This is a genomic window from Rhizobium sp. R86522 (assembly GCF_042466255.1).
Taxonomy (GTDB): domain Bacteria; phylum Pseudomonadota; class Alphaproteobacteria; order Rhizobiales; family Rhizobiaceae; genus Allorhizobium.
On the sequence record NZ_JAXHBX010000001.1, the window covers coordinates 3,568,977 to 3,595,473 of the forward strand.

31 protein-coding genes are annotated in these 26,497 nt (G+C 62.1%); 19 read left to right on the forward strand and 12 right to left on the reverse strand.

Annotated elements, in window-relative coordinates; all coding sequences use genetic code 11:
• Positions 1-2 precede the first annotated feature (2 nt).
• The 3 genes from SJY08_RS17290 to infC form a co-directional block, all read right to left on the reverse strand.
• Positions 3-527, reverse strand: coding sequence for a PepSY domain-containing protein (locus SJY08_RS17290; RefSeq protein ID WP_377277168.1), 525 nt, complete (start codon positions 525-527; stop codon positions 3-5).
• A gap of 147 nt (positions 528-674) precedes the next feature.
• Positions 675-1,262, reverse strand: coding sequence for a hypothetical protein (locus SJY08_RS17295; RefSeq protein ID WP_246727458.1), 588 nt, complete (start codon positions 1,260-1,262; stop codon positions 675-677).
• A gap of 175 nt (positions 1,263-1,437) precedes the next feature.
• Complete coding sequence (gene infC / locus SJY08_RS17300; protein ID WP_236759370.1) at positions 1,438-1,974, reverse strand: translation initiation factor IF-3; 537 nt, start codon at positions 1,972-1,974, stop codon at positions 1,438-1,440.
• Positions 1,975-2,151: 177 nt separating this feature from the next.
• Here infC and SJY08_RS17305 point away from each other — a divergent pair, with 177 nt between their 5' ends.
• Both SJY08_RS17305 and SJY08_RS17310 read left to right on the forward strand, forming a co-directional pair.
• Positions 2,152-2,946: an alpha/beta hydrolase gene (locus SJY08_RS17305; protein WP_377277171.1), complete on the forward strand. Its 795-nt coding sequence runs from the start codon at positions 2,152-2,154 to the stop codon at positions 2,944-2,946.
• 174 nt (positions 2,947-3,120) lie between these two features.
• Positions 3,121-3,738 (forward strand): transglutaminase-like cysteine peptidase, encoded by a 618-nt coding sequence (locus SJY08_RS17310; protein ID WP_054151436.1) that lies wholly within the window; start codon positions 3,121-3,123, stop codon positions 3,736-3,738.
• Between the two features lie 6 nt (positions 3,739-3,744).
• On the opposite strand, the gene SJY08_RS17315 is transcribed toward SJY08_RS17310, so the two are convergent.
• Positions 3,745-4,926 carry an MFS transporter gene (locus tag SJY08_RS17315; RefSeq protein WP_377277173.1) on the reverse strand — a complete coding sequence of 394 codons (1,182 nt, stop codon included), beginning with the start codon at positions 4,924-4,926 and terminating at the stop codon, positions 3,745-3,747.
• A 138-nt stretch (positions 4,927-5,064) separates the two neighbouring features.
• On the opposite strand from SJY08_RS17315, the gene SJY08_RS17320 reads away from it, so the two are divergent.
• A complete protein-coding gene (locus SJY08_RS17320; protein ID WP_377277175.1) occupies positions 5,065-5,673 on the forward strand; it encodes an RNA polymerase sigma factor in 609 nt (202 codons plus the stop codon).
• Between the two features lie 31 nt (positions 5,674-5,704).
• Complete coding sequence (locus tag SJY08_RS17325; protein ID WP_377277177.1) at positions 5,705-6,103, forward strand: VOC family protein; 399 nt, start codon at positions 5,705-5,707, stop codon at positions 6,101-6,103.
• A gap of 28 nt (positions 6,104-6,131) precedes the next feature.
• Here the strand turns inward: SJY08_RS17325 and mbfA are convergent, their stop codons facing one another.
• A complete protein-coding gene (gene mbfA / locus SJY08_RS17330; protein WP_069042526.1) occupies positions 6,132-7,115 on the reverse strand; it encodes an iron exporter MbfA in 984 nt (327 codons plus the stop codon).
• Positions 7,116-7,244: 129 nt separating this feature from the next.
• Here mbfA and SJY08_RS17335 point away from each other — a divergent pair, with 129 nt between their 5' ends.
• The 3 genes from SJY08_RS17335 to SJY08_RS17345 all read left to right on the forward strand — a co-directional run bounded on the left by SJY08_RS17335 (position 7,245) and on the right by SJY08_RS17345 (position 10,787).
• On the forward strand, positions 7,245-7,715 hold the full coding sequence (locus SJY08_RS17335; protein WP_054151434.1) for a group III truncated hemoglobin: 471 nt from the start codon (positions 7,245-7,247) through the stop codon (positions 7,713-7,715).
• A 157-nt stretch (positions 7,716-7,872) separates the two neighbouring features.
• On the forward strand, positions 7,873-8,970 hold the full coding sequence (locus SJY08_RS17340) for a TRAP transporter substrate-binding protein (RefSeq protein ID WP_054151405.1): 1,098 nt from the start codon (positions 7,873-7,875) through the stop codon (positions 8,968-8,970).
• A 191-nt stretch (positions 8,971-9,161) separates the two neighbouring features.
• Positions 9,162-10,787, forward strand: a complete 1,626-nt coding sequence (locus SJY08_RS17345) for an alpha/beta hydrolase (RefSeq protein WP_377277180.1) — start codon at positions 9,162-9,164, stop codon at positions 10,785-10,787.
• 7 nt (positions 10,788-10,794) lie between these two features.
• Here the strand turns inward: SJY08_RS17345 and SJY08_RS17350 are convergent, their stop codons facing one another.
• The 4 genes from SJY08_RS17350 to SJY08_RS17365 form a co-directional block, all read right to left on the reverse strand.
• On the reverse strand, positions 10,795-11,823 hold the full coding sequence (locus SJY08_RS17350) for a histone deacetylase family protein (RefSeq protein WP_377277182.1): 1,029 nt from the start codon (positions 11,821-11,823) through the stop codon (positions 10,795-10,797).
• A gap of 138 nt (positions 11,824-11,961) precedes the next feature.
• Positions 11,962-12,330, reverse strand: a complete 369-nt coding sequence (locus tag SJY08_RS17355) for a hypothetical protein (RefSeq protein WP_069042528.1) — start codon at positions 12,328-12,330, stop codon at positions 11,962-11,964.
• A 120-nt stretch (positions 12,331-12,450) separates the two neighbouring features.
• The gene (locus SJY08_RS17360) at positions 12,451-12,975 is read right to left on the reverse strand and encodes a GNAT family N-acetyltransferase (protein ID WP_300889803.1); all 525 of its coding nucleotides are present in this window, start codon (positions 12,973-12,975) and stop codon (positions 12,451-12,453) included.
• A gap of 32 nt (positions 12,976-13,007) precedes the next feature.
• Complete coding sequence (locus SJY08_RS17365; protein WP_300889912.1) at positions 13,008-13,583, reverse strand: XRE family transcriptional regulator; 576 nt, start codon at positions 13,581-13,583, stop codon at positions 13,008-13,010.
• 120 nt (positions 13,584-13,703) lie between these two features.
• Between SJY08_RS17365 and SJY08_RS17370 the strand changes: the two genes are divergently transcribed.
• The 4 genes from SJY08_RS17370 (at position 13,704) to SJY08_RS17385 (ending at position 17,402) form a co-directional block, all read left to right on the forward strand.
• Positions 13,704-14,270 (forward strand): XRE family transcriptional regulator, encoded by a 567-nt coding sequence (locus tag SJY08_RS17370; protein WP_300889802.1) that lies wholly within the window; start codon positions 13,704-13,706, stop codon positions 14,268-14,270.
• An 82-nt stretch (positions 14,271-14,352) separates the two neighbouring features.
• The gene (locus tag SJY08_RS17375; RefSeq protein WP_377277186.1) at positions 14,353-15,555 is read left to right on the forward strand and encodes a glycine C-acetyltransferase; all 1,203 of its coding nucleotides are present in this window, start codon (positions 14,353-14,355) and stop codon (positions 15,553-15,555) included.
• 2 nt (positions 15,556-15,557) lie between these two features.
• The gene (gene tdh, locus SJY08_RS17380) at positions 15,558-16,583 is read left to right on the forward strand and encodes an L-threonine 3-dehydrogenase (RefSeq protein WP_377277188.1); all 1,026 of its coding nucleotides are present in this window, start codon (positions 15,558-15,560) and stop codon (positions 16,581-16,583) included.
• Between the two features lie 90 nt (positions 16,584-16,673).
• A complete protein-coding gene (locus SJY08_RS17385) occupies positions 16,674-17,402 on the forward strand; it encodes an MOSC domain-containing protein (protein ID WP_377277190.1) in 729 nt (242 codons plus the stop codon).
• On the opposite strand, the gene SJY08_RS17390 is transcribed toward SJY08_RS17385, so the two are convergent.
• A complete protein-coding gene (locus SJY08_RS17390) occupies positions 17,387-19,078 on the reverse strand; it encodes an FAD/NAD(P)-binding protein (RefSeq protein WP_377277192.1) in 1,692 nt (563 codons plus the stop codon). The genes SJY08_RS17385 and SJY08_RS17390 overlap by 16 nt on opposite strands.
• A 165-nt stretch (positions 19,079-19,243) precedes the next feature.
• Between SJY08_RS17390 and SJY08_RS17395 the strand changes: the two genes are divergently transcribed.
• Positions 19,244-19,474: a DUF2171 domain-containing protein gene (locus SJY08_RS17395; RefSeq protein ID WP_069042536.1), complete on the forward strand. Its 231-nt coding sequence runs from the start codon at positions 19,244-19,246 to the stop codon at positions 19,472-19,474.
• Between the two features lie 71 nt (positions 19,475-19,545).
• Here the strand turns inward: SJY08_RS17395 and SJY08_RS17400 are convergent, their stop codons facing one another.
• Complete coding sequence (locus tag SJY08_RS17400; RefSeq protein ID WP_377277194.1) at positions 19,546-19,947, reverse strand: ketosteroid isomerase-related protein; 402 nt, start codon at positions 19,945-19,947, stop codon at positions 19,546-19,548.
• 81 nt (positions 19,948-20,028) lie between these two features.
• On the opposite strand from SJY08_RS17400, the gene SJY08_RS17405 reads away from it, so the two are divergent.
• From SJY08_RS17405 to lepA, 3 genes are all read left to right on the forward strand, one after another.
• The gene (locus SJY08_RS17405) at positions 20,029-20,622 is read left to right on the forward strand and encodes a GNAT family N-acetyltransferase (protein ID WP_377277196.1); all 594 of its coding nucleotides are present in this window, start codon (positions 20,029-20,031) and stop codon (positions 20,620-20,622) included.
• Complete coding sequence (locus SJY08_RS17410; RefSeq protein WP_377277198.1) at positions 20,619-21,494, forward strand: carbon-nitrogen hydrolase family protein; 876 nt, start codon at positions 20,619-20,621, stop codon at positions 21,492-21,494. The genes SJY08_RS17405 and SJY08_RS17410 overlap by 4 nt, the downstream gene beginning before the upstream one ends.
• Positions 21,495-21,569: 75 nt before the next feature.
• On the forward strand, positions 21,570-23,390 hold the full coding sequence (gene lepA / locus SJY08_RS17415) for a translation elongation factor 4 (protein WP_377277200.1): 1,821 nt from the start codon (positions 21,570-21,572) through the stop codon (positions 23,388-23,390).
• 49 nt (positions 23,391-23,439) lie between these two features.
• Here the strand turns inward: lepA and SJY08_RS17420 are convergent, their stop codons facing one another.
• Positions 23,440-24,252 carry an NAD(P)H-binding protein gene (locus SJY08_RS17420; RefSeq protein WP_377277202.1) on the reverse strand — a complete coding sequence of 271 codons (813 nt, stop codon included), beginning with the start codon at positions 24,250-24,252 and terminating at the stop codon, positions 23,440-23,442.
• Positions 24,253-24,323: 71 nt separating this feature from the next.
• Here SJY08_RS17420 and SJY08_RS17425 point away from each other — a divergent pair, with 71 nt between their 5' ends.
• The 4 genes from SJY08_RS17425 (at position 24,324) to SJY08_RS17440 (ending at position 25,765) form a co-directional block, all read left to right on the forward strand.
• Complete coding sequence (locus SJY08_RS17425; protein WP_377277204.1) at positions 24,324-24,725, forward strand: winged helix-turn-helix transcriptional regulator; 402 nt, start codon at positions 24,324-24,326, stop codon at positions 24,723-24,725.
• Between the two features lie 61 nt (positions 24,726-24,786).
• Positions 24,787-25,017, forward strand: coding sequence for a type II toxin-antitoxin system CcdA family antitoxin (locus SJY08_RS17430; RefSeq protein WP_076391471.1), 231 nt, complete (start codon positions 24,787-24,789; stop codon positions 25,015-25,017).
• A gap of 2 nt (positions 25,018-25,019) precedes the next feature.
• On the forward strand, positions 25,020-25,319 hold the full coding sequence (locus tag SJY08_RS17435; protein ID WP_377277206.1) for a CcdB family protein: 300 nt from the start codon (positions 25,020-25,022) through the stop codon (positions 25,317-25,319).
• 80 nt (positions 25,320-25,399) lie between these two features.
• Entirely contained in the window at positions 25,400-25,765 is a 366-nt protein-coding gene (locus tag SJY08_RS17440) for a YegP family protein (protein WP_377277208.1), read from the forward strand.
• Positions 25,766-26,497: the final 732 nt, after the last annotated feature.

Here is a 26,497-nt window from a genome sequence, read left to right on the forward strand (position 1 = left end):
TGTCACCATCCAAAGATATTGAGTTTGCGGCCGGTCGCCGCCTCGAACTTGAGTGTTCTGACACTCGAACCGCTCTGCACCTTCAACGTATAGAAGGGCTTGCGAGCCTGCATGTTGAGATCGACGGCGATCACCCGTCCGCCGCCCTGCTCGTCGAGCCGTTTTAGAATTTCCCGCAGTGGCAGGATCTCTCCGCGCCTGACGGCTTCGCGCGCCTCCTTCTGGTCGCGCTCACGCCTGGAGCTGCCGGATCGGTCGTCGTCGTCGTCCCTGTTGTCATCATCAGAGCCACGTCCCGAGCCGCTGCGGTCCTCCTTGTCGTCCTTGTCGTCCTTGTCGTCATCTTTGCCACTGTCATCATCATCATCGTCGTCAGATCCGCTGCCGCCGCTACCGCCGCTGTCGCCACCGCCGCCGTCATCGCTGTCGCCATCATCCCCTCCGTCCTTTGCCCATGCCGATGACGTCGGCATGGCGGAGGCCAGACCGAGGCTCAAAAAGGCAAGAATGAAAAGACGACGATCCATACAGGCTCTGTTCGGGTTTGTCGGAGAGTAGCGCGGGCCGAGACTTGCGCCAACAGGAGAAAAGCTATCCCCGCCCGGTGGGGGCCGGGCGGGGCGAAACGGTGAGAGGGTGCCCGCGGCGGCTCGGGCTTCACCGCTTCGAACTGGTCAGATGGCGGGGACCACGGTCACGCTGGACAGCGTGCCGCGTGGGGCCCGAAGCTTGATTTCCGTGTTGCCATGCTCCTGCTCAACCTCGAAGCGCAAACGCTTGCCATTCTGGTCGACGGGGATCATGGAGCCGCTGAGCAAGCCCTGCAGCTGGGTGTTATTGACGATAAGGCGGATCTCGTCGCGATCGCGGTTGCCGCTCCGGCGGCTGCCGTCCTCGGCGCTGTCATCATAACGATCGTCGCTGTCGTCATAGCCATCATCGTCATCATCATCGCCGCTACGGTTGCGATCGCGGTCGCGGTCCCGGTCCCGACCCGAGCTGTCGTCATCGTCATCGTCGGAGCTGTCGCGGCCACTATCGTCCCTGCCGCTGTCGTCGCTACCACTGTCATCGCTACCGCCGCCGCCACTGTCACCGCTGTCGTCGCTGCCACCATCATCATCACCGCCACGCGCTTCGGCCTGGCTGACGACGAAGGATGCAAGGGTAGAGGGCGCGAGCGAGGCGATCGCGGGGATCAGGGTGAGTGCGGCCAATGCCGTGGTCGAGACCAGCAAGGTCCGGCGCAGAAATCGGGTCATCTTGAATTCCTCCAGGTTCGCAATCGCTTTCGATGGAGGGATCATGCATCAACGCCGCTGACAGAGCGGCCGCTGTGACGATCAGCGTTCTGTCAGACAAGGAACCGGCAAAAACCACGCATGAAAAAAGCCGCCCCGTAAGGCGGCTTCATCCGGTCCTGCCATGCGGCAGCAATCAACGCGGCGCGAGCACCATCATCATCTGGCGACCTTCGAGCTTCGGCTCGGCTTCCACCTTGGCGATCGTCGCGGTGTCTTCCTTGACCTGAAGCAGGAGCTTCATGCCCAGTTCCTGGTGGGCCATTTCGCGGCCACGGAACTTGAGCGTCACCTTGACCTTGTCGCCCTCTTCGAAGAAGCGATTCATAGCCTTCATCTTCACCTCATAGTCATGGGTGTCGATGTTCGGGCGCATCTTGATTTCTTTGACCTCGACGATCTTCTGCTTCTTGCGCGCTTCGGCCGCCTTTTTCTGGTTGGCGTATTTCAGCTTGCCCAGGTCGAGGATCTTGCAGACCGGAGGCTCGGCATTCGGCGAAATCTCGACCAGATCCAGTCCGGCCTCTTCGGCCATGCGCAACGCCTGATCCGTCGCCACGACACCGAGGTTCTCGCCCTCTTCGTTGATCAGCTGGACTTTCGGAATGCGGATTTCACGGTTGGAGCGCGGCCCGTCCTTTACGGGGGCATCGGTCTTGAACGGTCTGCGAATGGTCGTATTCTCCTCAAAACATTTCGGAATGTCGCAGCGTAAACCCGCGCGCATCCGCGTCAAAGGGCTATGTGATATCTGCGACGGCAGTGTCAATAGCATGCTTGCGAAAGAAAATCACCTGTTGTCGCGCACTTCCTGGATGTGTTTTACAGCATTCGACAAAAGGAGCACGCGATGACCGACACAGCCAATATCCTCAGAGAGACGACACTGACCGTCGGTTCCGGCGATGCAGCCCGCGACATCGCGGTCATCACCCGCATGGGAACCGAGACGGACCGGCCGGCGCTTGTCTGGCTCGGCGGTTATCGCTCCGATATGGCCGGCACCAAGGCAATCGAAATGGACGCTCTCGCCCGGGATCAGGGGCTCACCGCCATACGCTTCGACTATTCCGGCCACGGGGTATCCGGCGGCGATTTCCGCTTGGGAACCATTTCGCGCTGGACCGAGGAAGCACTTGCCGTGCTTGCCTCGTCGGGCGTCAAGAAGGTCGTGCTGATCGGCTCGTCCATGGGTGGATGGATTGCGCTTCGCGTCATCCAGGAGGCACGGCGCCTCGGCCTGCCCTTCTCGGTCGATGGTCTGGTGCTGATCGCGCCGGCACCCGACTTCACATCGGAGCTCATCGAGCCCAGCCTGACTGCGGCAGAGCGGCAATCCCTGGCCGAGCGCGGCTATTTCGAAGAGCCGTCCGAATACAGCCCGGAGCCCAACATCTTCACCCGCGACCTGATGGAAGACGGGGCCGAGAACCGGGTGCTGACCGGGCTCATCGAGACCGGTTGCCCGGTCCATATCCTGCAGGGCATGAAGGACCCGGACGTGCCCTATCAGCACGCCCTGAAGCTGATGGAATTCCTGCCGCTCGACGACGTGGTGCTGACGCTGATTCGCGATGGCGACCACCGGCTTTCCCGTCCAGAAGACATCGCCAAGATGAAATCGGCGATACTTTCAACGATCTGAGTATTTCGGTGTCTCTATATCTCCTCGATCTTGGGAACCGATTCTCATTTCGGCTGTTCGAACTGTCGCATTTTAACCATACCGGATGAATTGCGCGGGAGAGAGCCTCCCGCGCCGTTGACTCACGTCCTGTCGCAATCTTAACCTTTTGTTAAGGATACAGGGGACGTGTTCATGACGAACGGCTCGCGCGCCATCAAGGCGCTGATCATTGCAGTTGCGGTGCTCGCACCTGCCCATGCGGGTCTTTCGGCACCGCAGACATTGCGATCGATGATCACCGGCGCCGTGACATCCCAGCCCATCGGCCATTACGAATTCTGCAAGGCCCTCGCCGATGAATGCAGCATCCGGACCCGTCCTTCGGTGCCACCGAAGGTCACCGATCACGGCTGGAGCGTCATCCGCGACATCAATGCCAGCGTCAATCACGCCATCGTCCCCATGACGGATGCGGAGATCTACGGCCGCGAGGAAGTCTGGGCCTATCCGGTCGATCTCGGCGATTGCGAGGATTTCGTGCTGTTGAAGCGCAAGAAGCTGATGGAAGCCGGATTCAATGCGGCCGATCTCCTGATCACCGTCGTGCGCAAGCCGGATGGCGAAGGTCATGCCGTGCTGACGGTCCGCACCCAGTCCGGCGACTTCGTGCTCGACAACCTCAACGACGACGTCAAGCTCTGGACCGAGACGCGCTATGCCTTCCTCAAGCGCCAGTCTTCGACCGACACCGGCCGCTGGGTCACCATCGAGAACGGCACCTCCGACGTTCTCGTCGGCGCGCTGCAGTAAAATCGGTCAGCTTTGTCTCTCGCGCGTCAGCGCGAGGGTCGCGATCACGGCAAGGCCGGCCATGCCTGCCAATGCAGCCAGAGCTGCATTGGTCCCGACCGTCTCGTTCAGCCAGATCACGGACACAGGCGCAATCGCCGAGGCGATGATGCGGGCGGACGCGAGCGTGCCCATGGTCCGCCCATAGCCCGCAGCGCCGAAGTAGTGCAGCGGCAAGACGCCCCGCACGATCGAGGTCAGCCCCTGCCCTGCCCCGTAGAAGATTGCAAAGGCGATGGAGAAAGCCGCCATCGGCTGGACCAGTGCGCCGGCAAGAATGGCGAGGCTCAGCGCCATGGCCGATGCGGCGATGATTGCGGTCAGCGGCGGCGAGAAAAGGTTGCGTCTGACATATTCGATCAGCCTGGCAGCTACCTGGCTTGGACCGATGAGGCTGCCAGCAAGCGTTGCCATTGCCGTGGCATAGCCGAGGTCGCGCATCAGGACGAGAAGTGTCGACCCCACCGCCGACATGACGAAACCTCCGGCGGCGAAGGCCGTTGCCATGAGGATCATCCGGCGTTTGCGCTCGCCGTCGAGAACAGGCTCACCGGTCGATTGCTCTTCACGGACGGTCTCCTCCGGCGCGATCATCCGCGCCCTTGGCAGAGCCAGATGGATCGGCAGCGCGATCAAGAGGTTCATTGCGGCCATCACCAGGTAGATGTCGCGCCAGGTCATGATGGTGAGCAGCCATTGCAGGAGCGGCCAGAAGACGGTGGAGGCAAAGCCCGCGATCAGCGTCACCAGCGTGATATGGGCGCGCGCCTCGCGGCCATGGCTCTGGGCGAGTGCTGCAAAGCCCGCATCGTATTGTACCGCAAGCGCGATGAATTCGGCGACGAGCGTGATCGCCGCGAATTGCCAGGCATTCTCCATCACCGAAAACAGCGCGAGCGAAAGTGCTGCCGCGACGGAACCGAGACAAAGGATGAGGCGTGCACCGTATCGATCGACCAAGCGCCCGAGCACGGGGGCTGCCACCGCGCCCGCCAGCAGCCCGAAAGAAAAGACGCCGAAGACGAAGCTCTGGCCCCAGCCGAATTCGCGAGCGATCTCGGGAGCCAGCACGGAGAAGGAATAGTAGAGCGTGCCGTAACCAATGGTCATGGTGACGCCCAGACCGATGGTCGCGGGAGATGCTTTCATGAAGGCGCCATATCCACGGATTATTGCAGGCATGTGACCATTCATCCTGACGCAATCGGTCACCTCAGCCAAACTCAATCTCTGTTGCTTGTCGGGTCAGCCGGGCTCTGCCACCATAACTGGTGAGTGGGGGACATCGTGCAGGCCAGACAGTTCAGACAGCTTCTCGACGAGGCGCGACGCCTCAGCAGGCGGGCGGACGAGGCGGAAGACCTTCTCCAGGACGCGCTCGTCGCGGCTATCACCGCAGGCCGGGAAGACCTTTCCAAGCCGGAGAACCTGCGTTGGCTACGCGGCGTATTGCGCCATCGCAGTAGCTTCGTGGCGAGATCGGCGGTAAGGCGACGGCAGCGGGAGAGCGTCTTCGTGTTTCGGCAACCGCAGACCAGCGAACCGGCCGAGCCGAATGACCTCGACCGCCATCTGCAACGCCTGCCGCCCGGCCTCAGAACCACCTTCCTGCTCGCTCTCAACGGCCAGACGCATGCGGAGATCCGCCATCTGCTGAAGCTCAACGAGGCGGCGCTGCGCCAGAGGATCTGCGACATCCGCAAACGCCTGCGTCCCTTTGAATTTACTGGCGCAGTACCAGAACGGCTGTGCGGAAATCTCGCCTTCGGCTCGATCCGCCAGACGCTGCGTCCGCTGATCGGCCATGTCGACGCGATGCTTGCGACCCATGATCCGGACGGTCATCTGATTTCTTTTGGACGCAACCTCACGAAAATACGGCCAGCGGCAACATGATCATGTTCGCATTCCAACACGGGAGTTCTCCATGCTGAAATCCAAAAAACTCACCAATATCTGCTACTACGTCGCCGATATCGATCGGACGGCCCGTTTCTATGGCGAGACGCTGGGGCTCGACCTTCAGCGCATGCCGAACGAGCCCGGCGAACCCGACTGGCTCATTGCCTCGACGGCCAACGGCATCAATCTCCTGTTCTTTCAAATGGAGACCAGGCCCGGCAATTCACCGATCATCGTCTTCGACCTCGACGACGGCGGCATCGACGACATGGTTGCGGGACTGGCCGAGCAGGGTGTCACAATCGTGACACCCGTCAGCCATGCGCCCGGCGGCTGGTCATCTGAATTTGCCGATCCAGACGGACATACGCTGTCCATGTACCAGACCGAGGAGATGCCGCGACAGAAGAAGGCCGCAGTCTAAGGCGAAGGCAGCCGCTCCTCGCATTGCGTCATCCCTGCCCGATCAGAACCCCGGCGGCCAGCACCAGCGAGCCGCCGAGCACCACCTGCATGGCCGCGCGCCAGAAGGGCGTCTCCATGTAGCGGTTCTGAATGAAGGCGATCGCCCAGAGTTCGAAGAAGACGATGACGATGGCGGTGATCGTCGCGGTCCAGAAATGCGGGATGAGATAGGGCAGTGCGTGGCCGAGACCGCCGACCGTGGTCATGATGCCGGAGGCAAGGCCGCGCTTCAGCGGCGAGCCGCGGCCAGAAAGCTTGCCGTCGTCATGGGCTGCCTCGGTGAAGCCCATCGAAATGCCCGCACCGACCGAGGCCGAGAGGCCGATCAGAAAGGTCGACCAGGTATCGCCTGTCGCGAAGGCGGCCGCAAAGATCGGCGCCAGCGTCGAAACAGAACCGTCCATCAGGCCTGCGAGGCCAGGCTGCACATAAGTCAGAATGAACTGACGCTTCTTCGTTTCATCTTCCGTCTCGCGTGCATCCTCCGGCAGATGCCGGTCGCCGAGCATGGTCGCGATCTCCTCGTGACCCTGTTCGGCCATGGCGAGATCGCCGAGCAGCTTGCGGATGCCGGCGTCGGAGGTGTGTTGGGCGGCCTCGTGATAGAAGCGATAGGCCCCCTCTTCCATCTGCAAGGCCTCTTCGCGGATCTGGTCCAGCGTCAGGTTCTTCCTGAGCCAGTCCGGCTTGCGATCATAGAAGCCGCGCACATGTTCGCGCCGGATCAGCGGGATACGCTCGCCGAAACGGTCCCGATGCATCTCGATCAGCATGTTGCGATGGGTATGCTCCACCTCGGCCATATCCTCGAAGACCTTGGCAGATTGTGGATAGGCCGCCCGCAACTGGTCGGCATAGGCGAGGTAGATGCGGGCATCGTCCTCCTCGGAGGAAATGGCAAGCGCCAGGATCTCCTGTTCGGAGAGTGTGTCGAAGGGGCGCTTGCCGCCCTTCTGGAAAAGACTGAACATGACGATTATCACCTATCTTAGAATTATTCTAAACTTAGGCCATGGGAGGCCTTGTATCAAGATGCCGCATAGACCATTTGCACGGCAGGGTGCATCAGGTGTCCGAAAGCCATGAACGAGACGAAACCGATGACGATGGAACTGACGGGCCGCGCCGCCCACCGCGCTGAAATCACGGCTCGTGCCCAGGCCGACATGGCAGCCATGGGTGTCGATGGGGCATTTATCGACCGCTTGGTGGAGACGTTCTACGGGCATATCCGCCAGCATCCCGAGCTCGGCCCGGTGTTCGACGGGCGGCTCGCCGGACGCTGGCCGGACCATATGGTCAAGATGAAGGCCTTCTGGAGTTCCGTCGCCTTCAAGACAGGCGCCTATGGCGGCAAGCCAGTGATGGCTCACCAGAATGTCGACGGCATGGCGGAACACCTTTTCCTGCAATGGCTGCAGCTCTTCTCCGACACCCTCGTCGAAATCGGCGCCTCGGAAGAAGCCCATGGCTGGTTCATGGCCAGCGCCGAGCGGATCGCCAAGAGCCTGGTGCTGTCCCTCTTCTACAATCCAGCCTTCGATGACCCGCGCATGCGTAGCCCGTCCTGACAGTTCCTTGCGCGGAACACCGCTTGCGCGAAAGAATAGGCAAATTTGGTAAGGTTGCCGGACAATTTCCTGAGCTTTTGAACTTGCACTCCCGGTCATGCCCGACTAGACCCACCGCGGGAGCTGGAGGAGTGCGTATTATCAGAGGCAAGAGATCATGAACCGCCGTCAATTTTTCAAGCAGGCCAGTGTCGCCGGCATCGGTGCCGCCGCGCTTGCCGCCCCCGCGATTGCCCAGGAAAATCCGAAGATCACCTGGCGCCTCGCCTCGTCCTTCCCGAAGAGCCTCGACATCATCTATGGCGCTGCCACCGACATTGCCGAAAGCGTCTCGAAGGCGACCGACGGGCAGTTCCAGATCCAGGTCTATGCAGCTGGCGAAATCCTGCCGCCGCTTGAGGTCGCCGATGGCGTCGCCGACAATACCGTCGAGATGGCCCATACCTGCTGCTATTATTACATCGGCAAGGATCCGGCCTTCGCGCTCGGCACCGCCATCCCCTTCGGCCTCAATGCCCGCATGACCAATGCCTGGTTCACCGCCGGCGGCGGCAATGAGCTGCTCAACGAGTTTCTCGCCCCTTACAAGCTCTATGCACTTCCCGCGGGCAATACCGGCGCGCAGATGGGCGGCTGGTATCGCAAGGAGATCAAGACGATCGACGACCTCAAGGGGTTGAAGATGCGGATTGCCGGTCTTGCCGGGGAAATCATGACCAAGGTTGGCGTCACGCCGCAGCAGATCGCCGGCTCCGACGTCTATCCGGCGCTCGAAAAGGGCGCCATCGACGCCACCGAATTCGTCGGCCCCTATGACGATCTGCAGCTCGGCTTCTACAAGGTCGCGCCCTACTACTATTACCCGGCCTGGTGGGAAGGCGGCCCGACGGTTCACGCCTTCTTCAACCTCGAAAAGTTCAACGCGCTGCCCGAAAGCTACAAGCGTATCCTGACGGATGCCTGCGCTGCCGCCAACGCCCGCATGCTCGCTCGCTATGATGCGTCCAACCCCGGGGCGCTTCGCGAACTCGTCGCCGGCGGCGCACAGCTGCGCGCCTTCTCGTCGGATATCCTCGACACCTGCCACAAGGCGGCGAAGGAAACCTATGCGGATCTCTCGGCCAAGAACGAGTGGTTCAAGAAGCTCTTCGATAGCCAGCAGGCGTTCAAGCAGGACGCCTATCTCTGGGCTCAGATCGCCGAATACAGCTTCGATACCTACCAGATGATCCAGCAGCGCCAGGGCACGCTCTGATCAAGGCGTCATCGTCCGACAACGACAAACCCGGCTTCCAGGCCGGGTTTGTCTGCTTTTGCCGCAGGGTCGCTTCATGCCCTTCAAAAGGCAGGACAAAACGACTAAGCTCTCGGTGGAACGGAACAGGAGCCGCAACGCTCCAACTGCATGAAGCGGGAGACAGTGCACTGTCGGTCATCGTCAGGGTCTTGATCGGCAAGCTTTCCCTGTCGGGCGTCGTTCTCGCGATCGCCTTCTTCTGCGCATCGCTCACTCCCAGTCTCATGCCACGCGAAGCCTTGGTGCAGGGCTCACTGTCCGGCATCGCGTCAGCTGTCGGCTATTTCTTCGGCGTTCTCCTGAGCTCTGTCTGGCGGCTGTTCGAGTTGCCCGAACCCCGGCTGCGTCGGGACAAGGCGCTTTTCTGGATAGCGGCGTTTGGTGTGTCCGCAATGGCCGTGGCGCTCTGGCGCTCCGCGGTCTGGCAGGAATCGGCGCGCGAGCTATGGCAGATGGCCCCTCTCGACGTGTCATATCTCGAGGCGGTGCTGGTGGCGGCAGCCCTGTTCCTTAGCCTGCTATGGATCGCCCGTCTGTTCATGATGCTGTTCAGGAGGCTGGCGGCACGCATGGCCACCATCTTCCCGGCACGCTTCGCCACCGCGATCGGCTTCGTCATCGCCGCCTTCATCTTCTGGTCGATCGGCGAAAACGTGGTTTTGCGCGGCGCAATCCGGCTCGCCGATTCCTCCTTCCAGCAATTGGACGACCTGATGGAGGACGAATTCGCCGCGCCGACGTCCTCGGCAAAAACCGGAGGACCGGATTCGCGTCTCGAGTGGCATGGTCTGGGCCGTCAGGGTCGTCATTACATCGCGTCTGGCCCGACGCGCGAAGATATCGAGCGCTTCTGGGGAGAGCCGGCGCTGGCGCCGATCCGCGTCTATGCGGGCCTCAACAATGGAGAAAACATCGAGACGCGCGTCGCACTCGCGCTCGAGGAACTTATCCGACAGGGCGGTTTCGAACGCTCGACGCTGGTGATCAAGGCTCCGACCGGAACCGGCTGGATCGACCCTGCGGCGGCAGACACTCTCGACCTTCTGCTGCGCGGCGATGTCGCAAGCGTCGCCCTGCAATACTCCTATCTGACCAGTTGGCTCTCGCTGCTAGTCGAGCCGGAATATGGCTCGGAGTCGGCAAAGGCGTTGTTTCGCGCCGTCTATCGTCACTGGAAGCAGTTGCCGCCCAATGAACGTCCCCGGCTGGTGCTCTATGGCCTGAGCCTTGGAGCGCTCAACTCGCAGAGCTCAGTCGACCTTCTCGAAATCGTCGCCGATCCCTTCTATGGCGCATTGTGGGTCGGACCGCCGTTCCAGAGCCGGATGTGGAGCGAACTCACCGCCGGTCGGGAGGCGGGCTCGCCTGCATGGCTGCCCCGCTACGGCGACGGCTCGATCGTGCGCTTCACCAATCAGCGGGCCGACCTCAATTCACCCTATGCCGAATGGGGGGCACTGCGGATCGTCTACCTGCAATATGCGAGCGACGCCGTGGTATTTTTCGACCCCCGTTCGGCCTATCGGTCTCCCGCCTGGCTCTCGGGCACGCGGGGTCCGGATGTCTCTCCTGAACTCACCTGGTATCCCGTGCTCACCATGTTGCAACTCCTGTTCGACATGATGATCGCGACGACCAGCCCGGTCGGTTACGGGCATGTCTATGCTCCGCAGCATCATATTGATCCCTGGATCGCCGTAACCGGGATTGAAATCGACCCGGCCGACGTGGCCCGGCTGAAGCGCCATTTCACCGCAGTCGCCGAGACCTATTGAGGCGCCTTCAACCTTCCAGCCCTTTGAGCACATTGGCGACGTTGAGCCCGATTTCGGGCACGCCGTAGCCGCCTTCCATGAGCGTCAGCACCGGCACGCCACTGGCCGCGATCATTTCGCCCATCCGGATATAGTCAGGGCTCTTCAGCTTGAAGAAGCTGATCGGGTCCTTCTCGAACGTATCTACGCCGAGCGAGACCACGATGGCTTCCGCGCCATAGGCCTTGATCTTCTTCAGGCTGCCTTCTAGCGCTGCCGACCAGATGTCGAAAGGCGTGCCCGAGGGCATCGGGTAGTTGGCGTTCAGGCCTTCGCCATCGCCCTCACCGGTTTCGTCGGCATAACCGAGGAAGAAGGGGAAGGCGTCTTCCGGCTCGCCATGCAGCGAGGCAAAGAAGATGTCGCCGCGGCGATAGGTGATGTCCTGCGTACCATTGCCATGGTGGAAGTCGACGTCGAGGATCGCGACTTTCTTGGCGCCGTGGTCGATGAGCCGCTGGGCGGCGACGGCGGCGTTGTTGATGAAGCAGTAGCCGCCGAAGAGATCGATGCCTGCATGGTGGCCGGGCGGGCGGCAGAGCGAGAAGGCGAAGCGGTTGCCCTCGTTCAGCCAGTCGGCACCGGACAGGGCCACATCCATCGAGGCAATCGCCGCCTCATAGGTGCCCTTGGAAATCGAAGTCTCTGCCGAATTGGTGTAGTAGCCGACGGCGCCGTCGATGTTCTTCGGCACGCGGCCCGTCTGGCTGCGGCGGCAGGGGAAGGAGGTGGCGATCGCCTCGCCTTCGAAGCCGTGCGCCTGCCAGCGGTCCCAGCAGGTGCGCAGGAATTCGAGATAGCCTGCGTCATGCACCTTGAGCGCGGTTTCAAGCCCGTGTTCGGCCGGCGCGCGGACATCGGTGAAGCCCGCCTCCCGGACGCCCGAGAGCACCCATTCGGCGCGGAACGGCCCCTCGAAAGGCTTGACCAGCAGGCCGCCATGCAGCTCGGTCTTGGCGTCTCGCAGCTTGTGCTTTTCGGAATAGAATACGCGCATGTCGGTTGTTTTCCCTCTGGTGTTTTGGAGAGAAAACTAGCCTCGTCACGGCCTCAGCCACAAGTGCAAAGGGGGCGATTTTCCTGGTCAATCGACCAAAAAAATCGCCCCCGCCCCTCGGCCCCCGCCGATCCGATGTTACTCGGTCAGGTTAATCTGCTCGGTCTCGCCACCGGTGCAGGTATAGCAGCAGTTCTCGCAATTCTCGGCATTGTCAGGACCGACGCCCCAGTAGCTCTGCTTGTCGCCGGAAATCCAGGCGCCGTAGCAGATCGTCTCGCCTTCTTCGCAAGACAGGGGGATCTCCTTGGTCTCACCGTCATCGAGATAAAAGACCTGGTTGTCACCCGGCCAGACATGGTCGCGATCCTGGCTGTAGAGCTCGACCTCGACGGCATTCGGATGATCGTTGCGCATGAAGAAGGTCACGTCTGCGGCCAATGCGGGTGCCGCAACGGCAACAGCCAGCGCCAAACCCAACCATCTCAAAGTTGCTGTTGCAACCATCTGAAGTCCACCCCCGGAAATTTGAAAACGGAGGGACGATAATCAGATGCGTCGACCGCTGAAAAGGGCGAAGCTCAGACGTTTTTTGGGCTCAATCTCAAGAACTTGGCAGAGATGCCGTCAGGCCACAGTTTTCCAGAAGATCACCGTGTCGCAGTAGCGACCATCCGGAAACAGCGCGTAGTTCGGGATGATGCCTGAACGCTGCCAGCCAAGCTTTTCATAGAGCGCCTCGGCAAGCTCGCCTGCTGCCGTGTCGAGCACCAGCAACGTGCGTCCGGCCTGCGCTGCCCCCTGTTCGGCGACCGCCATCAGCGCCTTCGACAAGCCGAGACCACGGGCGTCGCGATGCACCAAAAGCTTCATCAGATCGCCGCGATGCGGCTGGTTCGGCTTCGAGGCAAAGCCGACCTGAACCGTGCCGATAAGTCGATCGCCAAGAAAGGCCCCGTAGAGCAGGACCTCACCACGCCCGACGGCGTCCGCCACACCCCGCCAGAAGGTTTCGCCATCAGCGGGCGCAAACGGCGACATGAAGCCGAGCGAGGCGCCGCCTTCGACGCAATCGGAAAGCGTCTCGCAGAGGTCGGGCAAGGCGCCAAGCGTCTCGTCTTTGGAAAGCGGGCGGATGTCGGGCGTGGGCATGGGTCAGGTCCTGTCGTCGGAATGGGAGATGGTCAGGGGCCGAGGCAAATCACAACGGCATAGCGGGCGGGTCGATCGGTCGGGTTTCGGTAGCCATGCACGTCACCGACATTCATGAACAGGCAGTCGCCCGCCTCCAGCCGGTGTACCGTTTCGCCAACCAAGAGTTCGATCACGCCGTCGAAGACCCAGACATGCTGCGTCTGGCTGCGCCCGGTCGGGCGTCCGGGAAACCGCACCTCGGCACCGGCCGGAAACTCGACCTCGACGATATCGGTGCCGCTGCCTGTGCCCGGGGGGGAAATCGCACGGCGCAGATAGCCGCTTTCCGGATCGCGCCAGACCGGCTGGTCGGCTCGTCGTGACAGTGGCGAGGGTTCGCTCTCCGTGCTGGCAAAGAAGACGGACAGGGAAACCCCGAGCGCCGAGCAGAGCCGCGCCAGAAGCGCTGCCGTCGGACTTGCCTCGGATCGCTCGATGCGCGAGATCATCGCCCGGCTGACGCCTGAAAGGTCCGCCAGCTGATCAAGCGTCAGCCCCCGTTCGACGCGCAGGCGCTTCAGCCTTTCGGCGACATGTTTCTCGAATTGATCCTCTGATTCCATTATTTGAGAATTCCACGCGCATATATTGGAGTCAAGCTTTCATGCCCGCCCTCTTCCGTTGCGCCTGCCGGTCGGCGTAAAAGAGGCGGTCGGCACCCGCCGACGTGACCGCAGGACATTCTGATGCAGCAGCACACTCCCGAGATCGGCCCGGCCATCAAGCGCGAGCGCAAGGCGCGCAAGCTGACGCTCGAACAGCTCGGCACATTGTCCGGCGTCTCCAAGTCGATGCTGAGCCAGATCGAGCGTGGCGAGGCCAATCCGACCTTTGCCGTGCTCTGGAGCCTCACCCAGGCGATGGAGATCGAGCTCTCGGACCTCATCGGCAATGGCACCTCCGTCGCCGGACGCGAGGAGATTGAAGTCACCTCGGTCATGCACACGCCCGTCATCCGTAGCGCCGACGGCTCTTGCCGGTTGAAGATCCTGAGCTCGCCCCGGCTCGCCGGCCAGACGGAATGGTATGAGCTTGAAATGGATCCCGGCGGCGCCCTTGTGAGCCAGCCACATTCGATCGGCGCCTTCGAGCATTTCACAGCCTTCACAGACGGTTTCGAGATTTCCAGCGGCGGCAGCAAGACGGTCATCAGGGCGGGCGAAACCGCCCGTTATCGCTCCGATGTCCCGCATGCGATCCGCAATGACGGAACGGATATCGGCAAGGGGCTGCTGGTCGTGCTACACAGATAGGCGAAAGGGCAATTCCAAAATATCGATTGCCGCAGGGCAAAATTCCGATATGCTGGAATTATTCAGCATCGAGGGATTTCCCATGCAGACCGGCTTTCTCGACCACATCACCGAAACCCTCCAGGGCATCGAAGCCGACGGGCTTTTGAAGCGCGAGCGCGAGATCGTCAGCCCGCAATCGGGCCGCATCCAGGTTCGCGACGCCAGGGGCACGCGCGAGATGATCAATCTCTGCGCCAACAATTATCTCGGCCTCGCCAACCATCCCGAGATCGAAATGGCCGCGAAGGCCGCGATCGACAGCCACGGCTTCGGCATGGCCTCGGTGCGCTTCATCTGCGGCGCGCAGGACATCCATCGTGCGCTCGAACAGGCGATCGCCCGCTATCTCGACAAGGACGACGCGATCCTGTTTGCCGCCTGCTTCGATGCCAATGGCGGGATCTTCGAGACGCTGCTTGGCCCTGAGGACGCGATCATTTCCGACTCGCTCAATCACGCCTCGATCATCGACGGCGTGCGGCTCTCCAAGGCGAAGCGCTACCGCTATGCCAATTCGGACATGGACGGATTGGAAGACGAGTTGAAGAAGGCGATTGCCGAGGGCACGCGTTTCCGGCTAATCGTCACCGACGGCGTCTTCTCGATGGACGGCTATGTCGCGAAGCTCCCGGAGATCTGTGCGCTCGCCGAGAAATACGGCGCCATGGTGATGATCGACGAATGCCATGCCACGGGCCATTTGGGCGCCAAGGGCAAGGGCACGCCGACGCTGACTGGTGTCGGCACCCGCGTCGACATCATCACCGGCACTTTCGGCAAGACGCTGGGTGGCGCCATGGGCGGCTTCATCGCCGGCCCGAAAGCTGCGATCGACCTGCTTCGCCAGCGGGCGCGGCCCTATCTCTTTTCCAACAGCCTCGCCCCCGCCGTTGCAGCCGGCTCGCTGAAGGCAATCGAGATCGCCGAAAGCGCCGACGACCTGCGCGTCAAGCTCACCGGCCACACCCGGCGCTTCCGCCAGGGCCTCACCGAGGCGGGCTTCGAACTGCTTCCTGGCGAGACGCCGATCATCCCGGTCATGACCCATGACGCTGTGCTGGCGCAAAAGCTTGCTGCCGAACTCGATGCGCGCGGCGTCTATGTCGCCGGCTTCTTCTTCCCCGTCGTGCCCAAGGGCAAGGCCCGAATCCGCACGCAGATGTCGGCAGCGCTCTCCGAGGCCGATATCGACACCGCCATCGCCGCATTCATCGATGCTGGCAAGACCATCGGGATGATCTGACCATGAAGGCGCTTTCCAAGCAGAAATCCGAGGTCGGCATCTGGATGATCGACGCGCCCGTTCCCGAAATCGGGCCTGATGACGTGCTGGTGAAGATCAACAAGACGGGCATCTGCGGCACCGACGTTCATATCTACAAATGGGACGAGTGGGCGCAGAAGACGATCCCCGTGCCGATGATCACGGGCCATGAATATGCCGGCGAAATCGTCGCCGTCGGCGGCAATGTCCGAAATCTCCAGATCGGCCAGCGCGTTTCCGGCGAAGGGCATCTGGTCGGCATGAACAGTCGTGCCTCACGCGCCGGCAAGTACCACCTCGACCCCGAGACCAAGGGCATCGGCGTCAACGTGCAGGGCACCTTCGCGGAATTTGCCAGGATCCCGGCCTTCAACATCATCCCGCTGCCGGACACAATCGACGACGAGATCGGCGCGATCCTCGATCCGCTGGGGAATGCCGTGCATACGGCGCTCGCCTTCGATCTCGTCGGCGAGGATGTCATCATCACCGGCGCCGGCCCGATCGGCATCATGGGTGCGGCCATCGCCCGCCATGTCGGCGCCCGCCATGTCGTGATCACCGACGTCAATCCGGAGCGCCTGGCGCTTGCCGCCGAAGTCGCCGACGTGCATCCGGTCAACGTCGCCAACGAAGATCTGCGGGACGTGATGGCGAAGCTGAAGATGAAGGAAGGCTTCGATGTCGGCCTCGAGATGAGCGGCTCACCGGCAGCCCTCGACCAGATGATCGACCATCTCGTCATGGGCGGTCGCATCGCGCTTCTCGGCGTGCCGGCCCGGCCCTTCCATTTCGACCTCTCCAAGGTCGTCTTCCGCATGGTGACGCTGAAGGGCATCTATGGCCGCGAGATGTTCGACACCTGGCACAAGATGCTCGCCATGCTCGAAAGCGGCCTCGACATCCGCAAGGTCATCACCCACCGGATGAAGGTGGACGACTACGCCGAAGCCTTCGAACTCGCCAGCGCCGGCAAGGCGAGCAAGATCGTGCTCGACTGGACCTGATCCAATCCGGCGGAATGAGGCGCTCCGCAGAAATGCGGGAACATAGAGCGGCTTTTCGACGTATGGTGATGGTCTGAAACGGGAGTCATCATGCGAAAAATCGGTCGGGTGCGGGAAGTCTGGCGCTATCCGGTGAGTTCTCTCGGCGGAGAAGCGCTCGCCTCGATCACCGTCTCGCCTGAAGGCATCGAGGGTGACAGGCGGTTCGCGCTGTTCGATCCGGACACCGGCCTTGCCGCCGCCCCCGAGAAAGAAACGCGCTGGCGCCCCGCCCTCTTCATCACCGCCTCGCAACCGCCCTCCGGATTGCCGGTGCTGCGCTTTGCCGACGGCGCCGAACATGCACTCGATGACAGCGCATTGCCGGACCGTCTGGCAGAGCATTTCGGCTTCCCGGCCGCCATCGGGCTCGTCGGGTCAGGCGATTACCGCTTCCCCGTCGTCTCCAACCGCTACGCACCGGCGCCGCTTCACCTCGTGACCACGGCCTCGGTCAGCGCGCTTGCGGCAGTCACGGGCCTCCCGTCGCTGGATGCGAGACGCTTCCGCCCCTCGGTGTTGATAGAGACGGAAGACGATGAAGGCTTCATCGAAAACGACTGGGTGGGCCACATGGTCAGGATCGGCGAAGCGGATATCCGCGTCACCGAAGCCTCGCGCCGCTGCGGCATGACGCTGGTCGCTCAACCGGGCATGGCAGAAGAGCCCGACGTGCTGCGCGGCATCATGCGCCACAACAAGCGCAATCTGGGCGTCTACGCCACGCCGGCCGCACCCGTCACGCTGTCCGTCGGCGACCCCGTCTACGCCGAGATCTGAAACACCGGCGTATCAACGTCCACTACGTCCCTCAGGATCGCCCGGCCGACCGTCTCGCCGATATCCCGCGCGCTGGTGATGCCCTGCACGAAGGGCTCCTTGTGCAGCAGGAAGGCCACCGCTGCGCAATAGAGCCTGCCTTCCGACATCAGACCGAGACGCGGGCGATAGAATTCATCGACGTCGATTCCACCGGTGCGAACCATATCGGGATCCCGGTCGAGCGATCGGATCGCCGTCGCCTTCGGCGTCGCGGCTTCGCGCACGCCACCCTGATCGACAAGCGTCGGAAAGGGCAGATCGGTCGCCGACAGCGTCTCCTGACCGGTCGCATCGACAAAGGCCCCGAAGGTATGCGTGGTTCCGCCAACCACGATCTCGGCGCCCCGCTCCAGGCCATCCTCGGCCGTGCGGATCTTGTAATCCTCGCCGAGTTTCAGGATCGACAGCTTGCCCGCACGGGCAAGCGCCAAAAGCCGGCGAATCGACATCAGCGGTACCGTTGCATAGTCGTCGATGAAGATGCCCTTGAAGTGGCGATGGAAGCGCTTCAGATCGTTCTCATCGAGATGCGGAATGACCTTTGCCACGATCTCGTGGGTGATCAGGATCGCATAGCGCCACGGCACGGTGTAACGCTTCTGCCGGTTCTCTTCGGCCTCGGCCAGATTTTTCGCCGCCCAGACAAAGGGATCGCTTTCGCTGCGATCGGCATAATAAGCGGCCGCAAAGGTCTCGACCGTCAGCTGCGACAGACCGATCCGGGCGGCATAATCAGGGTCACGCGCAACGATTTCGCCGCGAAAGAGCTCGAAGACCTCGTCGAGCAGATCGTGCCGGCCCGTGGCAATCAGCGCATCGATCGCTTCTTCGGTGCAGACGAGGGGCGTGACATACGGAAGCGGGCAGTAGAAATCGGCCTCCGGCAGGATGCCCTTGCGTGACATCAACGTGGCGGAGAACCCTTCGGTATCGGCAGCCGGCTGATATTGCAGATCGCCGGCGGCATCGGAGAAGAACATGCCGTGTGCCGTCGCGACCGTCATCAGCGCATCGATGCCGCTCAGCGACGTGCCGAGAATGCCGACCGCCTCATTGCGGATCGATGTCAGAACGGTCGCCGGCCAGGGCGAGACGAAGTAGCCGGGCCGGATCTCCGTGCTGTCGGGCCAGTTGTGGCCGGTCGCCATGACGACATGGTCATAGGCCGCGTCATTCTCCCCGTCGGCATGGCTGACGCGAAGGCGGATCGCATCGGCCTGGATCTCAATATCAATCACCTTGTGGCGGGCAAGCACGATGATCTCGTGACCACGCTCGGCCGCGATTGCCCGCATCCGCTCGAACTGCGCCTGCATATAGTCGCCAAGCACGAGACGCGGATAAAACTCCCGCTCATCGATCGCCTCGCGCCTGATCCCGTGGCGCATCAGCGTATCGTCATCCTGTCGTCGCAACCACTCGACCAGGGTCTCCGTAAACGCCGGAAACTCGATGCTCGGGATGTTGGAGAGCATGGCGGGATCGTTCATGTCGGGATGGTAGGGCGTGCCCTTTCCCGGCTCGCCCTCTGCTTCGTAAAGCGTGATGGACAAGGGAACGGTGGAACCGATCAGTTGTTTGAAGGTGTAGAGGCCGGTGGGACCGGTGCCGATGATCGAAATTCTCGGAAACATGTATGGACTCGCTGTCGGCGAGGGATCTCGCGCGGGTGCCTATCAATGCATCTGAAGCATGGATGTTCCCTTGCCTGTCTCATGCCTTCTGCGGCGAAGCGCCCCGGAACAAATGCCGCCCGTCGCGCCTTTCTCCGACACCCCAACCCAAGAGGAGCATGACCAATGATTTCTGCAGATCAGATCCGCGAACACATGGAAGTTCTTGCCCAGGACGGCGCCCATGTTGGCACCGTTGACCATATGGATGGCGCAAGCCGCATCAAGCTGACCAAGAACGATTCCGCTGATGGCCAGCACCATTACATCCCGCTCGACTGGGTCGATCATGTCGATCAGCACGTCCATCTGTCGAAGGACGGCGATACCGTGAAGCGCGACTGGTCGGTCAACTGATCGATCAGTGCCTGGCACAATGCCGGCAGAAGAGCCGCCACGCCTATGCGTGGTGGCTCTTTCTCGTTTTATCAGCCGCCGACCTGGGCGATCCAGTCGGGAAGGCTGTAATAGTTGGAGATGCGGGCGACCTTGCCGTCGCGGATTTCGAAAAAGGCGCCCGCCGGCAGGCGGTAGGTCTGGCCATTGGCTTCCGGCAGGCCCTCGTCGGTTGAAAGATAAGTGCCGTTGACGATGAATTCGGCCGCACCCCGCGTGCCGTCCTCGTTGACCATCACCACCATGTCGGTGAGCTCTTCCCGGTAGCAGCGGTTCATGTGGTCCATGAACGTCGCGAAGGCTTCCTTCCCCGTCTGGCGGGCACCCTGGTTGATGTCATGCGCCACGTCATCGGTCAGGAGCGCGAGGAAACGGTCCATGTCGCCGGCATTGAAGGCATCGTAATAGGCGCGGATGGTGGCTGCGGCGGTCATCGGTCACTCCTCGTCGTGGAATTGCTTTCTTGGGTGGTCGCAGATGGGTATAACCACTCCGCAACGGACTGAAAACACTCTATGGCGCTTACGATCCAATCCTTTTCCGGCAGCGACGCGGCGCCCTTCTTCGGCGACCTCGCGCGGCTCAGATCGACCGTCTTCCGGGCCTTTCCCTATCTCTACGAGGGAAATCCGGATTACGAGCAGACCTATCTGTCGACCTATGCCAAGTCCGAAGGCTCGGTCTTTGTGCTGGCGATCGATGGTGACGAGGTGGTCGGGGTTGCCACAGGAACGCCGATGGCCGGTGAGACGGAAGAGGTGAAGCGCCCCTTTCTCGAGGTCGGGCTCGATCCGCAAGAGTTCTTCTATTTCGGCGAAAGCGTGCTTTTGTCCGAGTATCGCGGCCAGGGCATCGGCGTGAAGTTCTTCGAGGGTCGCGAGGCGCAGGCGAAGAAACTCGGCCTGCGCTACACCACCTTCTGCGCCGTCGAGCGCCCCCTCGACCATCCGCGCCGGCCGGTCGACTACACGCCCCTCGACACCTTCTGGGCCAAGCGCGGCTACACGCATCACCCCGCGCTTCGCACCACGTTCACCTGGCGCGACCTCGACGAGACCTTCGAGAGCCCAAAGCCGCTTTCCTTCTGGATCCGAGATCTTTCACCATGACCGCTCTCACCCTCGCCGCCTGCCAGTACAAGATCGATCTGATTGAGAGCTGGGAAGACTACGTCCTCCACCTGACACACCTCGTGCATCAAGCCGTCGATCGCGGCGCAAAGCTCGTGCTCCTGCCGGAATATGCCGGCCTGGTCCTCGCCGGCCAGCTCGACACAGCCACCCGCTCCGACCTGCACGGCTCGATCGCCGGCATCCAGCCGCTGATCCCGGCCTGGGTCGAGCTCTGCGAGGAGCTCGCCCGCACCCACGAAATCGTCTTCCAGCCCGGCTCTGCCCCCGTGCTCGACCCCGATGGCCAATACCGCAACCGCGCCTTCCTCTTTGGCCCGGATGGTCTGATCGGTCATCAGGACAAGATCATCATGACCCGCTTCGAACGCGAGCAATGGGGAATCGCCGCCGGACGCGACGGGCTCACCGCCTTCGACACCCCACTCGGCAAGTTCGGCATCCTCATCTGCTACGACAACGAGTTCCCGATGCTGGCCCATAGGCTCGCCGAACAGGATGTTGACCTCATCCTCGCCCCCTCCTGCACGGATACACTTGCCGGCGCCTATCGCGTGCGCATCGGCGCCCAGGCCCGCGCACTCGAAAACCAGATCGCCGTCCTCTCGTCACCCACCGCCGGCACCGCCCCCTGGTCGCCGGCGCTCGACGAAAACCGCGGCCGCGCCGCCCTTTACGTGCCCTCCGACTACGGCATGCCACCATCGGGCATCTATGCCGAAAGCGAGAGCGACGCGGTCGAAGAGAGCCACTGGCTGATCACCGAGATCGATCTCGATACCGTCCGGCGCCTGCGCACGGAGGGCCAGGTCGCCACCCGCCGCGACTGGCCGGAACAGTTCGGGGTGTGACAACCCCGGTTTTCCAGCCGATCGCGACAATTTCCCGCTAGGCGTTGACCGAGCTCGCTGCTATATGCGCGAGCCATGAGCACCGATCGCACGCCCCTGAGCCATATCCGCAACTTCTCCATCGTCGCCCATATCGACCATGGCAAATCGACGCTGGCCGACCGCCTGATCCAGTCGACCGGCGGCCTCGCCGATCGCGAGATGTCGGAGCAGGTCCTCGACAACATGGAGATCGAGAAGGAACGCGGCATCACCATCAAGGCCCAGACGGTGCGGTTGCACTACAAGGCCAACAATGGCGAAACCTATGTGCTGAACCTGATCGACACGCCCGGTCACGTCGACTTCGCCTATGAAGTCTCGCGCTCGCTGTCGGCGTGCGAAGGCTCGCTGCTGGTCGTCGACGCATCCCAGGGCGTCGAAGCCCAGACGCTGGCCAATGTCTATCAGGCAATCGACAACAATCACGAGCTGGTGACGGTCCTCAACAAGGTCGACCTCCCGGCCGCCGAGCCCGAGCGCATCAAGGAACAGATCGAGGAAGTCATCGGCATCGATGCGTCCGAAGCCGTGCTCATCTCGGCGAAGACCGGTCTTGGCATTCCCGACGTTCTCGAAGCCATCGTGCACAAGCTGCCGGCGCCGAAGAGCGAAGGCGGCGACAAGGCGCCCTTGAAGGCGCTGCTTGTCGACAGCTGGTACGACACCTATCTCGGCGTCATGGTTCTCGTGCGCGTGCTCGACGGCGTGCTGACCAAGGGCCAGACCATCCGCATGATGGGCACGGACGCGAAATACGCTGTCGAACGCGTCGGCGTGCTGACCCCGAAGATGGTTGCCGTGGATTCACTCGGCCCGGGCGAAATCGGCTTCTTCACCGGCTCGATCAAGGAAGTGGCCGACACGCGCGTCGGCGATACCATCACCGAAGACAAGCGCCCGACCGCCAAGATGCTGCCGGGCTTCAAGCCGGCCCAGCCGGTCGTGTTCTGCGGTCTCTTCCCGGTTGACGCCGCCGACTTCGAAGACCTGCGCGCTGCCATGGGCAAGCTGCGCCTCAACGACGCCTCCTTCTCGTTTGAAATGGAAAGTTCGGCAGCTCTCGGCTTCGGCTTCCGCTGCGGCTTCCTCGGCCTGCTGCATCTCGAAATCATCCAGGAGCGCCTCGAGCGCGAATTCGATCTCGACCTGATCGCGACGGCCCCGTCCGTCGTCTACAAGCTGTTCATGACCGACGGCAGGGAGCGCGAGCTGCACAATCCGGCCGACATGCCCGACGTGGTCAAGATCTCGGAAATCCACGAGCCGTGGATCAAGGCGACGATCCTGACGCCAGACGACTATCTCGGCGGCATCCTGAAGCTCTGCCAGGACCGGCGCGGCATCCAGACCGAACTCACCTATGTCGGCAAGCGCGCGATGATCACCTATGAGCTGCCGCTCAACGAAGTGGTCTTCGATTTCTACGACCGCCTGAAGTCGATCTCCAAGGGCTACGCCTCCTTCGACTACCATCTCGACGGCCATCGCGAGGGCAACCTCGTCAAGATGTCGATCCTCGTCAACGGCGAGCCGGTCGATGCCCTCTCGATGATGGTCCACCGCATGGCAGCCGAAAAGCGCGGCCGCGACATGTGCGAAAAGCTCAAGGACCTGATCCCCAAGCACATGTTCAAGATCCCGATCCAGGCCGCCATCGGCGGCAATGTGATCGCCCGCGAAACCATCTCGGCACTGCGCAAGGACGTGACCGCCAAGTGCTACGGCGGCGACGCATCGCGTAAGCGCAAGCTCCTCGACAAGCAGAAGGCCGGCAAGAAGCGCATGCGCCAGTTCGGCAAGGTCGAGATCCCGCAGGAAGCGTTTATCGCAGCGCTGAAGATGAGCGACGAGTGAGGGTTGGAGGGAGCCTTTTCCAAGGCTCCCACTCGCCATTTCCGCTTCATCACCCTGCCCCCCGCGCAGCCTCTGCCGCGATCGCCAAGGTCGGCCGCGGCGCTCCGGCGATCAGCGCCGGAAGGTCCGTGTTCTCCGCTTTTAGAAATCCTGCAGCCGCACTGGAATAGATCGACATCAGCATCGGCGGCTGGAAGGGCTTGAGCGGAGCACCCGCCAGCGACGCCCGCATCTCCTCGAGGCTCCATGGCTGATATGCGGCGGCGAGGACATCCGCCAGATCGGCAACACTCCAGGCTTCTGCTCCCGACAGTTCGTAGATCATGCCCGCATGGGCGCGCGGGTCCTTGAGAACCGCCAATGCGGCAGCGGCCAGATCGCGCCTCGCCACGGGCGATAGCGGCGCGGTGCCGAAGGGTGCCCGGATCACGCCATCAAGCGGTGAGGCAAGTGCCCCGATCAGCTCGGCATACAGACCATTGCGCAGGATCGTCCAGGCAAGGCGGCTGTCCTTCAGCCGCTTCTCGGTCCATCGATGGGCAAGCGAGAAAGCAAGATGGTCACCCGTTCCGCTGAGGCTCGTATAGACGACATGTCGGACGCCCGAGCGGATAGCAGCCGCGATCACCGCATCATGGCGGCGGATGACAACATCGTCCTCCGCGTAACCGGCAGAGATCATCATCAGCGTTTCGACATCGCTAAAGTCGAGCGTTTCGGGATCGTCGAAATCGATCCGGCGTCGACCTGTATCCGTCTCCTCTGCCAGACGGCTGCCAATGCAGATGTCGAGACCGGCGTCTTTGGTACCTTGCGCGATAAGCTTGGAGAGTTGGCCGGAGCCTCCAGTGAGCAGTATCATGGGTTGCGTCCTTTTCGTTGCGGGCGCATCTATTTATTGCGCCCTCAGGAACGACGTAAGGAGGCACATTGATGTTCGCCGCAACCCAGCCCGGGATCGAGACGCTCGAACCCTGCGGCACACCGGAACACGAAGATTGCGGTCTTCGCCTCACGCTTGATCGCCTCGGTGAGAAATGGACCGTCATGGCGATTGCCGAGCTCTCGGCTGGTCCGCGCCGCTACCGGGAGATCGAGCGCGCGCTGTCAGGCGTCACCCAGCGCATGCTGACGCTGACACTGCGTCGTCTCGAGCGGGACGGACTGGTCGACCGTCATGTCGAACCCACCAACCCTCCTTCGGTCACTTATTCTCTGACGCCCCGGGGCTTGGGCTTTTCGGCCGTCACGGCCGGGCTGGTCGAATGGTCGCGGGAACACAAGGAGGCGATCCTTTCATCGCGGGAAGCCTATTACGGGCGTGGCAAGGGCTGATCGGCCCATTCTCAGCAAGCCGGAGCCGTGCTATTCTCCGTCCAGCGCCGGAGACCATCCCATGTCGATCGAAGCCCGCAAAGCCCATGACCTGACCGTCAGTGAAGCCCTTGTGACCGAGGCTGAAACCCTCGGTCTCGATGTCGCGGGTGCGGCTGAACAGGGCATTGCCCGCGCCATCAAGGCCGAGAAGGAACGGCGTTGGAAGATCGAAAACGCCGAGGCGATCCAGGCGGATAACGACTATGTCGCCAAGCACGGCCTGCCCCTCGCCAAATACCGGCAGTTCTGACCATGGCGCGATTTCGGGTCCATCGCCTGAAATCGGAAGACCAGTTGGTCGTCGATCTCCAGTCCGACTTTCTCCATGATCTTCCCACGCGGGTTGTCGCACCATTACAGCCGGTCGAAACCGTCTCCTGGGTGATCGCCCGCCTTACGCCTCGCTTCGAGGTTGGCGGTAAAACCTATGTCATGGCGACCCACCGTCTCGCGGCTCTTCCACTCTCTGAGATCGGTCCCGTGATCACCGATCTCTCCGCCCGCGCCGACGACATCACCGTCGCCACGGATTTCCTCTTCCAGGGCTTCTGAGCCCTGCTTGCCCGCCCGTCCCCATCGCGCTAGCATTCGGATGCAATCATAAGCCGATAGGCAAAACAGGGGAGACGGGCATGCACAAGTTCAAGATTCTGAAGACCGAGAAGGGCGAGTTCCGCGTCCAGTTCGTCTACAATGCCGAGATCATGGTCTGGTCGGAAAACTACGCCTCGAAGGCCAGCGCGAAGAACTGCGTCGAGTCGCTGAAAAAGAATGCCCCCGCAGCGCCCATAGTCGATCTTACGAAGAAGGAGACCGGCAGCGGTTATCGTTTCGAGATCGACGAAGCCAAGAACGGCGAAACCTTCGTCCGCTTCCGCGCCGCCAATGGCGAAATCATGGTGCGCTCGGAAACGTATAAGTCGAAGTCCAGCGCCAAGAATTGCATCGAGTCGATCCAGAAACGCGTGGCGGAGGCTGCGGTGGAGGAGGCAGAGTAACGCCTCGGCTCTATCCGTCAAACTGAGACGCCGGCGGGTTTCCACCTCTCCCCTGTGTGGGAGAGGTTACAAAATCGAAGGCTTGAGAGCGATCCGGGCTAAACTTCAGACTTTGTTGGTGAGGGGATCGGCGATGGTGGCACGAGATAACCGCCCCCCTCTCTGGCGATTTCGGATGTTTAGGCGGCTTGCGCTCGCCTAGTTCATCGAAATCGCTTTCTCCCTCACCAAAGTGGGAGATGGGCGTTGCGCATGCCGCCCGCTCCCGCTTCTCCCCGCTGGGGAGAAGATGGTCCGCAGGACCAGATGAGGGGGGGCGCGAAGCGCAAGGCGATGCTGCAGAGCATTGGCGGGTTTATGGTGATCCTGTGCGCGGCGAAATCCGGCTCCGCCGCCCCCTCATCCGGCGCTACGCGCCACCTTCTCCCCGCTGGGGAGAAGAGGGAGGCCGCCGCCCCCTCAATTCCCCTAGTCGGCGGGGGATGACTTTGAGAGTTTCCTCAACAAAATCAAACCCCGACATGTTTTTTCATCCCCGCCCATTTCCACGCGCTTACCCTGATGCCCGTCCCGCCCTCGGATACACCTGACGATGCGATGTCAGGCGAGGCGGGGCCGACGCCGGGGCCAAGTGCTGTCGCAGGCACAAATCCCCGGCCCGCTGCAACGGTCTCCCTCCGGACGTGGGGTGGTAACGAAAGTGATGGGGTCGGATGCCCCGACACCGGATAC

Coding starts and splice junctions, on each gene's coding strand:
- SJY08_RS17335 (WP_054151434.1), top strand. CDS start 7,245: ATGACGATGGAACTGACGGGCCGCGCCGCCCACCGCGCTGAAATCACG.
- mbfA (WP_069042526.1), bottom strand. CDS start 7,115: ATGTTCAGTCTTTTCCAGAAGGGCGGCAAGCGCCCCTTCGACACACTC.
- SJY08_RS17310 (WP_054151436.1), top strand. CDS start 3,121: ATGACGAACGGCTCGCGCGCCATCAAGGCGCTGATCATTGCAGTTGCG.
- SJY08_RS17425 (WP_377277204.1), top strand. CDS start 24,324: ATGTTCGCCGCAACCCAGCCCGGGATCGAGACGCTCGAACCCTGCGGC.
- lepA (WP_377277200.1), top strand. CDS start 21,570: ATGAGCACCGATCGCACGCCCCTGAGCCATATCCGCAACTTCTCCATC.
- SJY08_RS17430 (WP_076391471.1), top strand. CDS start 24,787: ATGTCGATCGAAGCCCGCAAAGCCCATGACCTGACCGTCAGTGAAGCC.
- SJY08_RS17440 (WP_377277208.1), top strand. CDS start 25,400: ATGCACAAGTTCAAGATTCTGAAGACCGAGAAGGGCGAGTTCCGCGTC.
- SJY08_RS17355 (WP_069042528.1), bottom strand. CDS start 12,330: ATGGTTGCAACAGCAACTTTGAGATGGTTGGGTTTGGCGCTGGCTGTT.
- SJY08_RS17325 (WP_377277177.1), top strand. CDS start 5,705: ATGCTGAAATCCAAAAAACTCACCAATATCTGCTACTACGTCGCCGAT.
- SJY08_RS17385 (WP_377277190.1), top strand. CDS start 16,674: ATGCGAAAAATCGGTCGGGTGCGGGAAGTCTGGCGCTATCCGGTGAGT.
- SJY08_RS17340 (WP_054151405.1), top strand. CDS start 7,873: ATGAACCGCCGTCAATTTTTCAAGCAGGCCAGTGTCGCCGGCATCGGT.
- SJY08_RS17370 (WP_300889802.1), top strand. CDS start 13,704: ATGCAGCAGCACACTCCCGAGATCGGCCCGGCCATCAAGCGCGAGCGC.
- SJY08_RS17435 (WP_377277206.1), top strand. CDS start 25,020: ATGGCGCGATTTCGGGTCCATCGCCTGAAATCGGAAGACCAGTTGGTC.
- SJY08_RS17360 (WP_300889803.1), bottom strand. CDS start 12,975: ATGCCCACGCCCGACATCCGCCCGCTTTCCAAAGACGAGACGCTTGGC.
- SJY08_RS17390 (WP_377277192.1), bottom strand. CDS start 19,078: ATGTTTCCGAGAATTTCGATCATCGGCACCGGTCCCACCGGCCTCTAC.
- tdh (WP_377277188.1), top strand. CDS start 15,558: ATGAAGGCGCTTTCCAAGCAGAAATCCGAGGTCGGCATCTGGATGATC.
- SJY08_RS17410 (WP_377277198.1), top strand. CDS start 20,619: ATGACCGCTCTCACCCTCGCCGCCTGCCAGTACAAGATCGATCTGATT.
- SJY08_RS17350 (WP_377277182.1), bottom strand. CDS start 11,823: ATGCGCGTATTCTATTCCGAAAAGCACAAGCTGCGAGACGCCAAGACC.
- SJY08_RS17400 (WP_377277194.1), bottom strand. CDS start 19,947: ATGACCGCCGCAGCCACCATCCGCGCCTATTACGATGCCTTCAATGCC.
- SJY08_RS17405 (WP_377277196.1), top strand. CDS start 20,029: ATGGCGCTTACGATCCAATCCTTTTCCGGCAGCGACGCGGCGCCCTTC.
- SJY08_RS17315 (WP_377277173.1), bottom strand. CDS start 4,926: ATGAAAGCATCTCCCGCGACCATCGGTCTGGGCGTCACCATGACCATT.
- SJY08_RS17295 (WP_246727458.1), bottom strand. CDS start 1,262: ATGACCCGATTTCTGCGCCGGACCTTGCTGGTCTCGACCACGGCATTG.
- SJY08_RS17305 (WP_377277171.1), top strand. CDS start 2,152: ATGACCGACACAGCCAATATCCTCAGAGAGACGACACTGACCGTCGGT.
- SJY08_RS17375 (WP_377277186.1), top strand. CDS start 14,353: ATGCAGACCGGCTTTCTCGACCACATCACCGAAACCCTCCAGGGCATC.
- SJY08_RS17290 (WP_377277168.1), bottom strand. CDS start 527: ATGGATCGTCGTCTTTTCATTCTTGCCTTTTTGAGCCTCGGTCTGGCC.
- SJY08_RS17395 (WP_069042536.1), top strand. CDS start 19,244: ATGATTTCTGCAGATCAGATCCGCGAACACATGGAAGTTCTTGCCCAG.
- SJY08_RS17420 (WP_377277202.1), bottom strand. CDS start 24,252: ATGATACTGCTCACTGGAGGCTCCGGCCAACTCTCCAAGCTTATCGCG.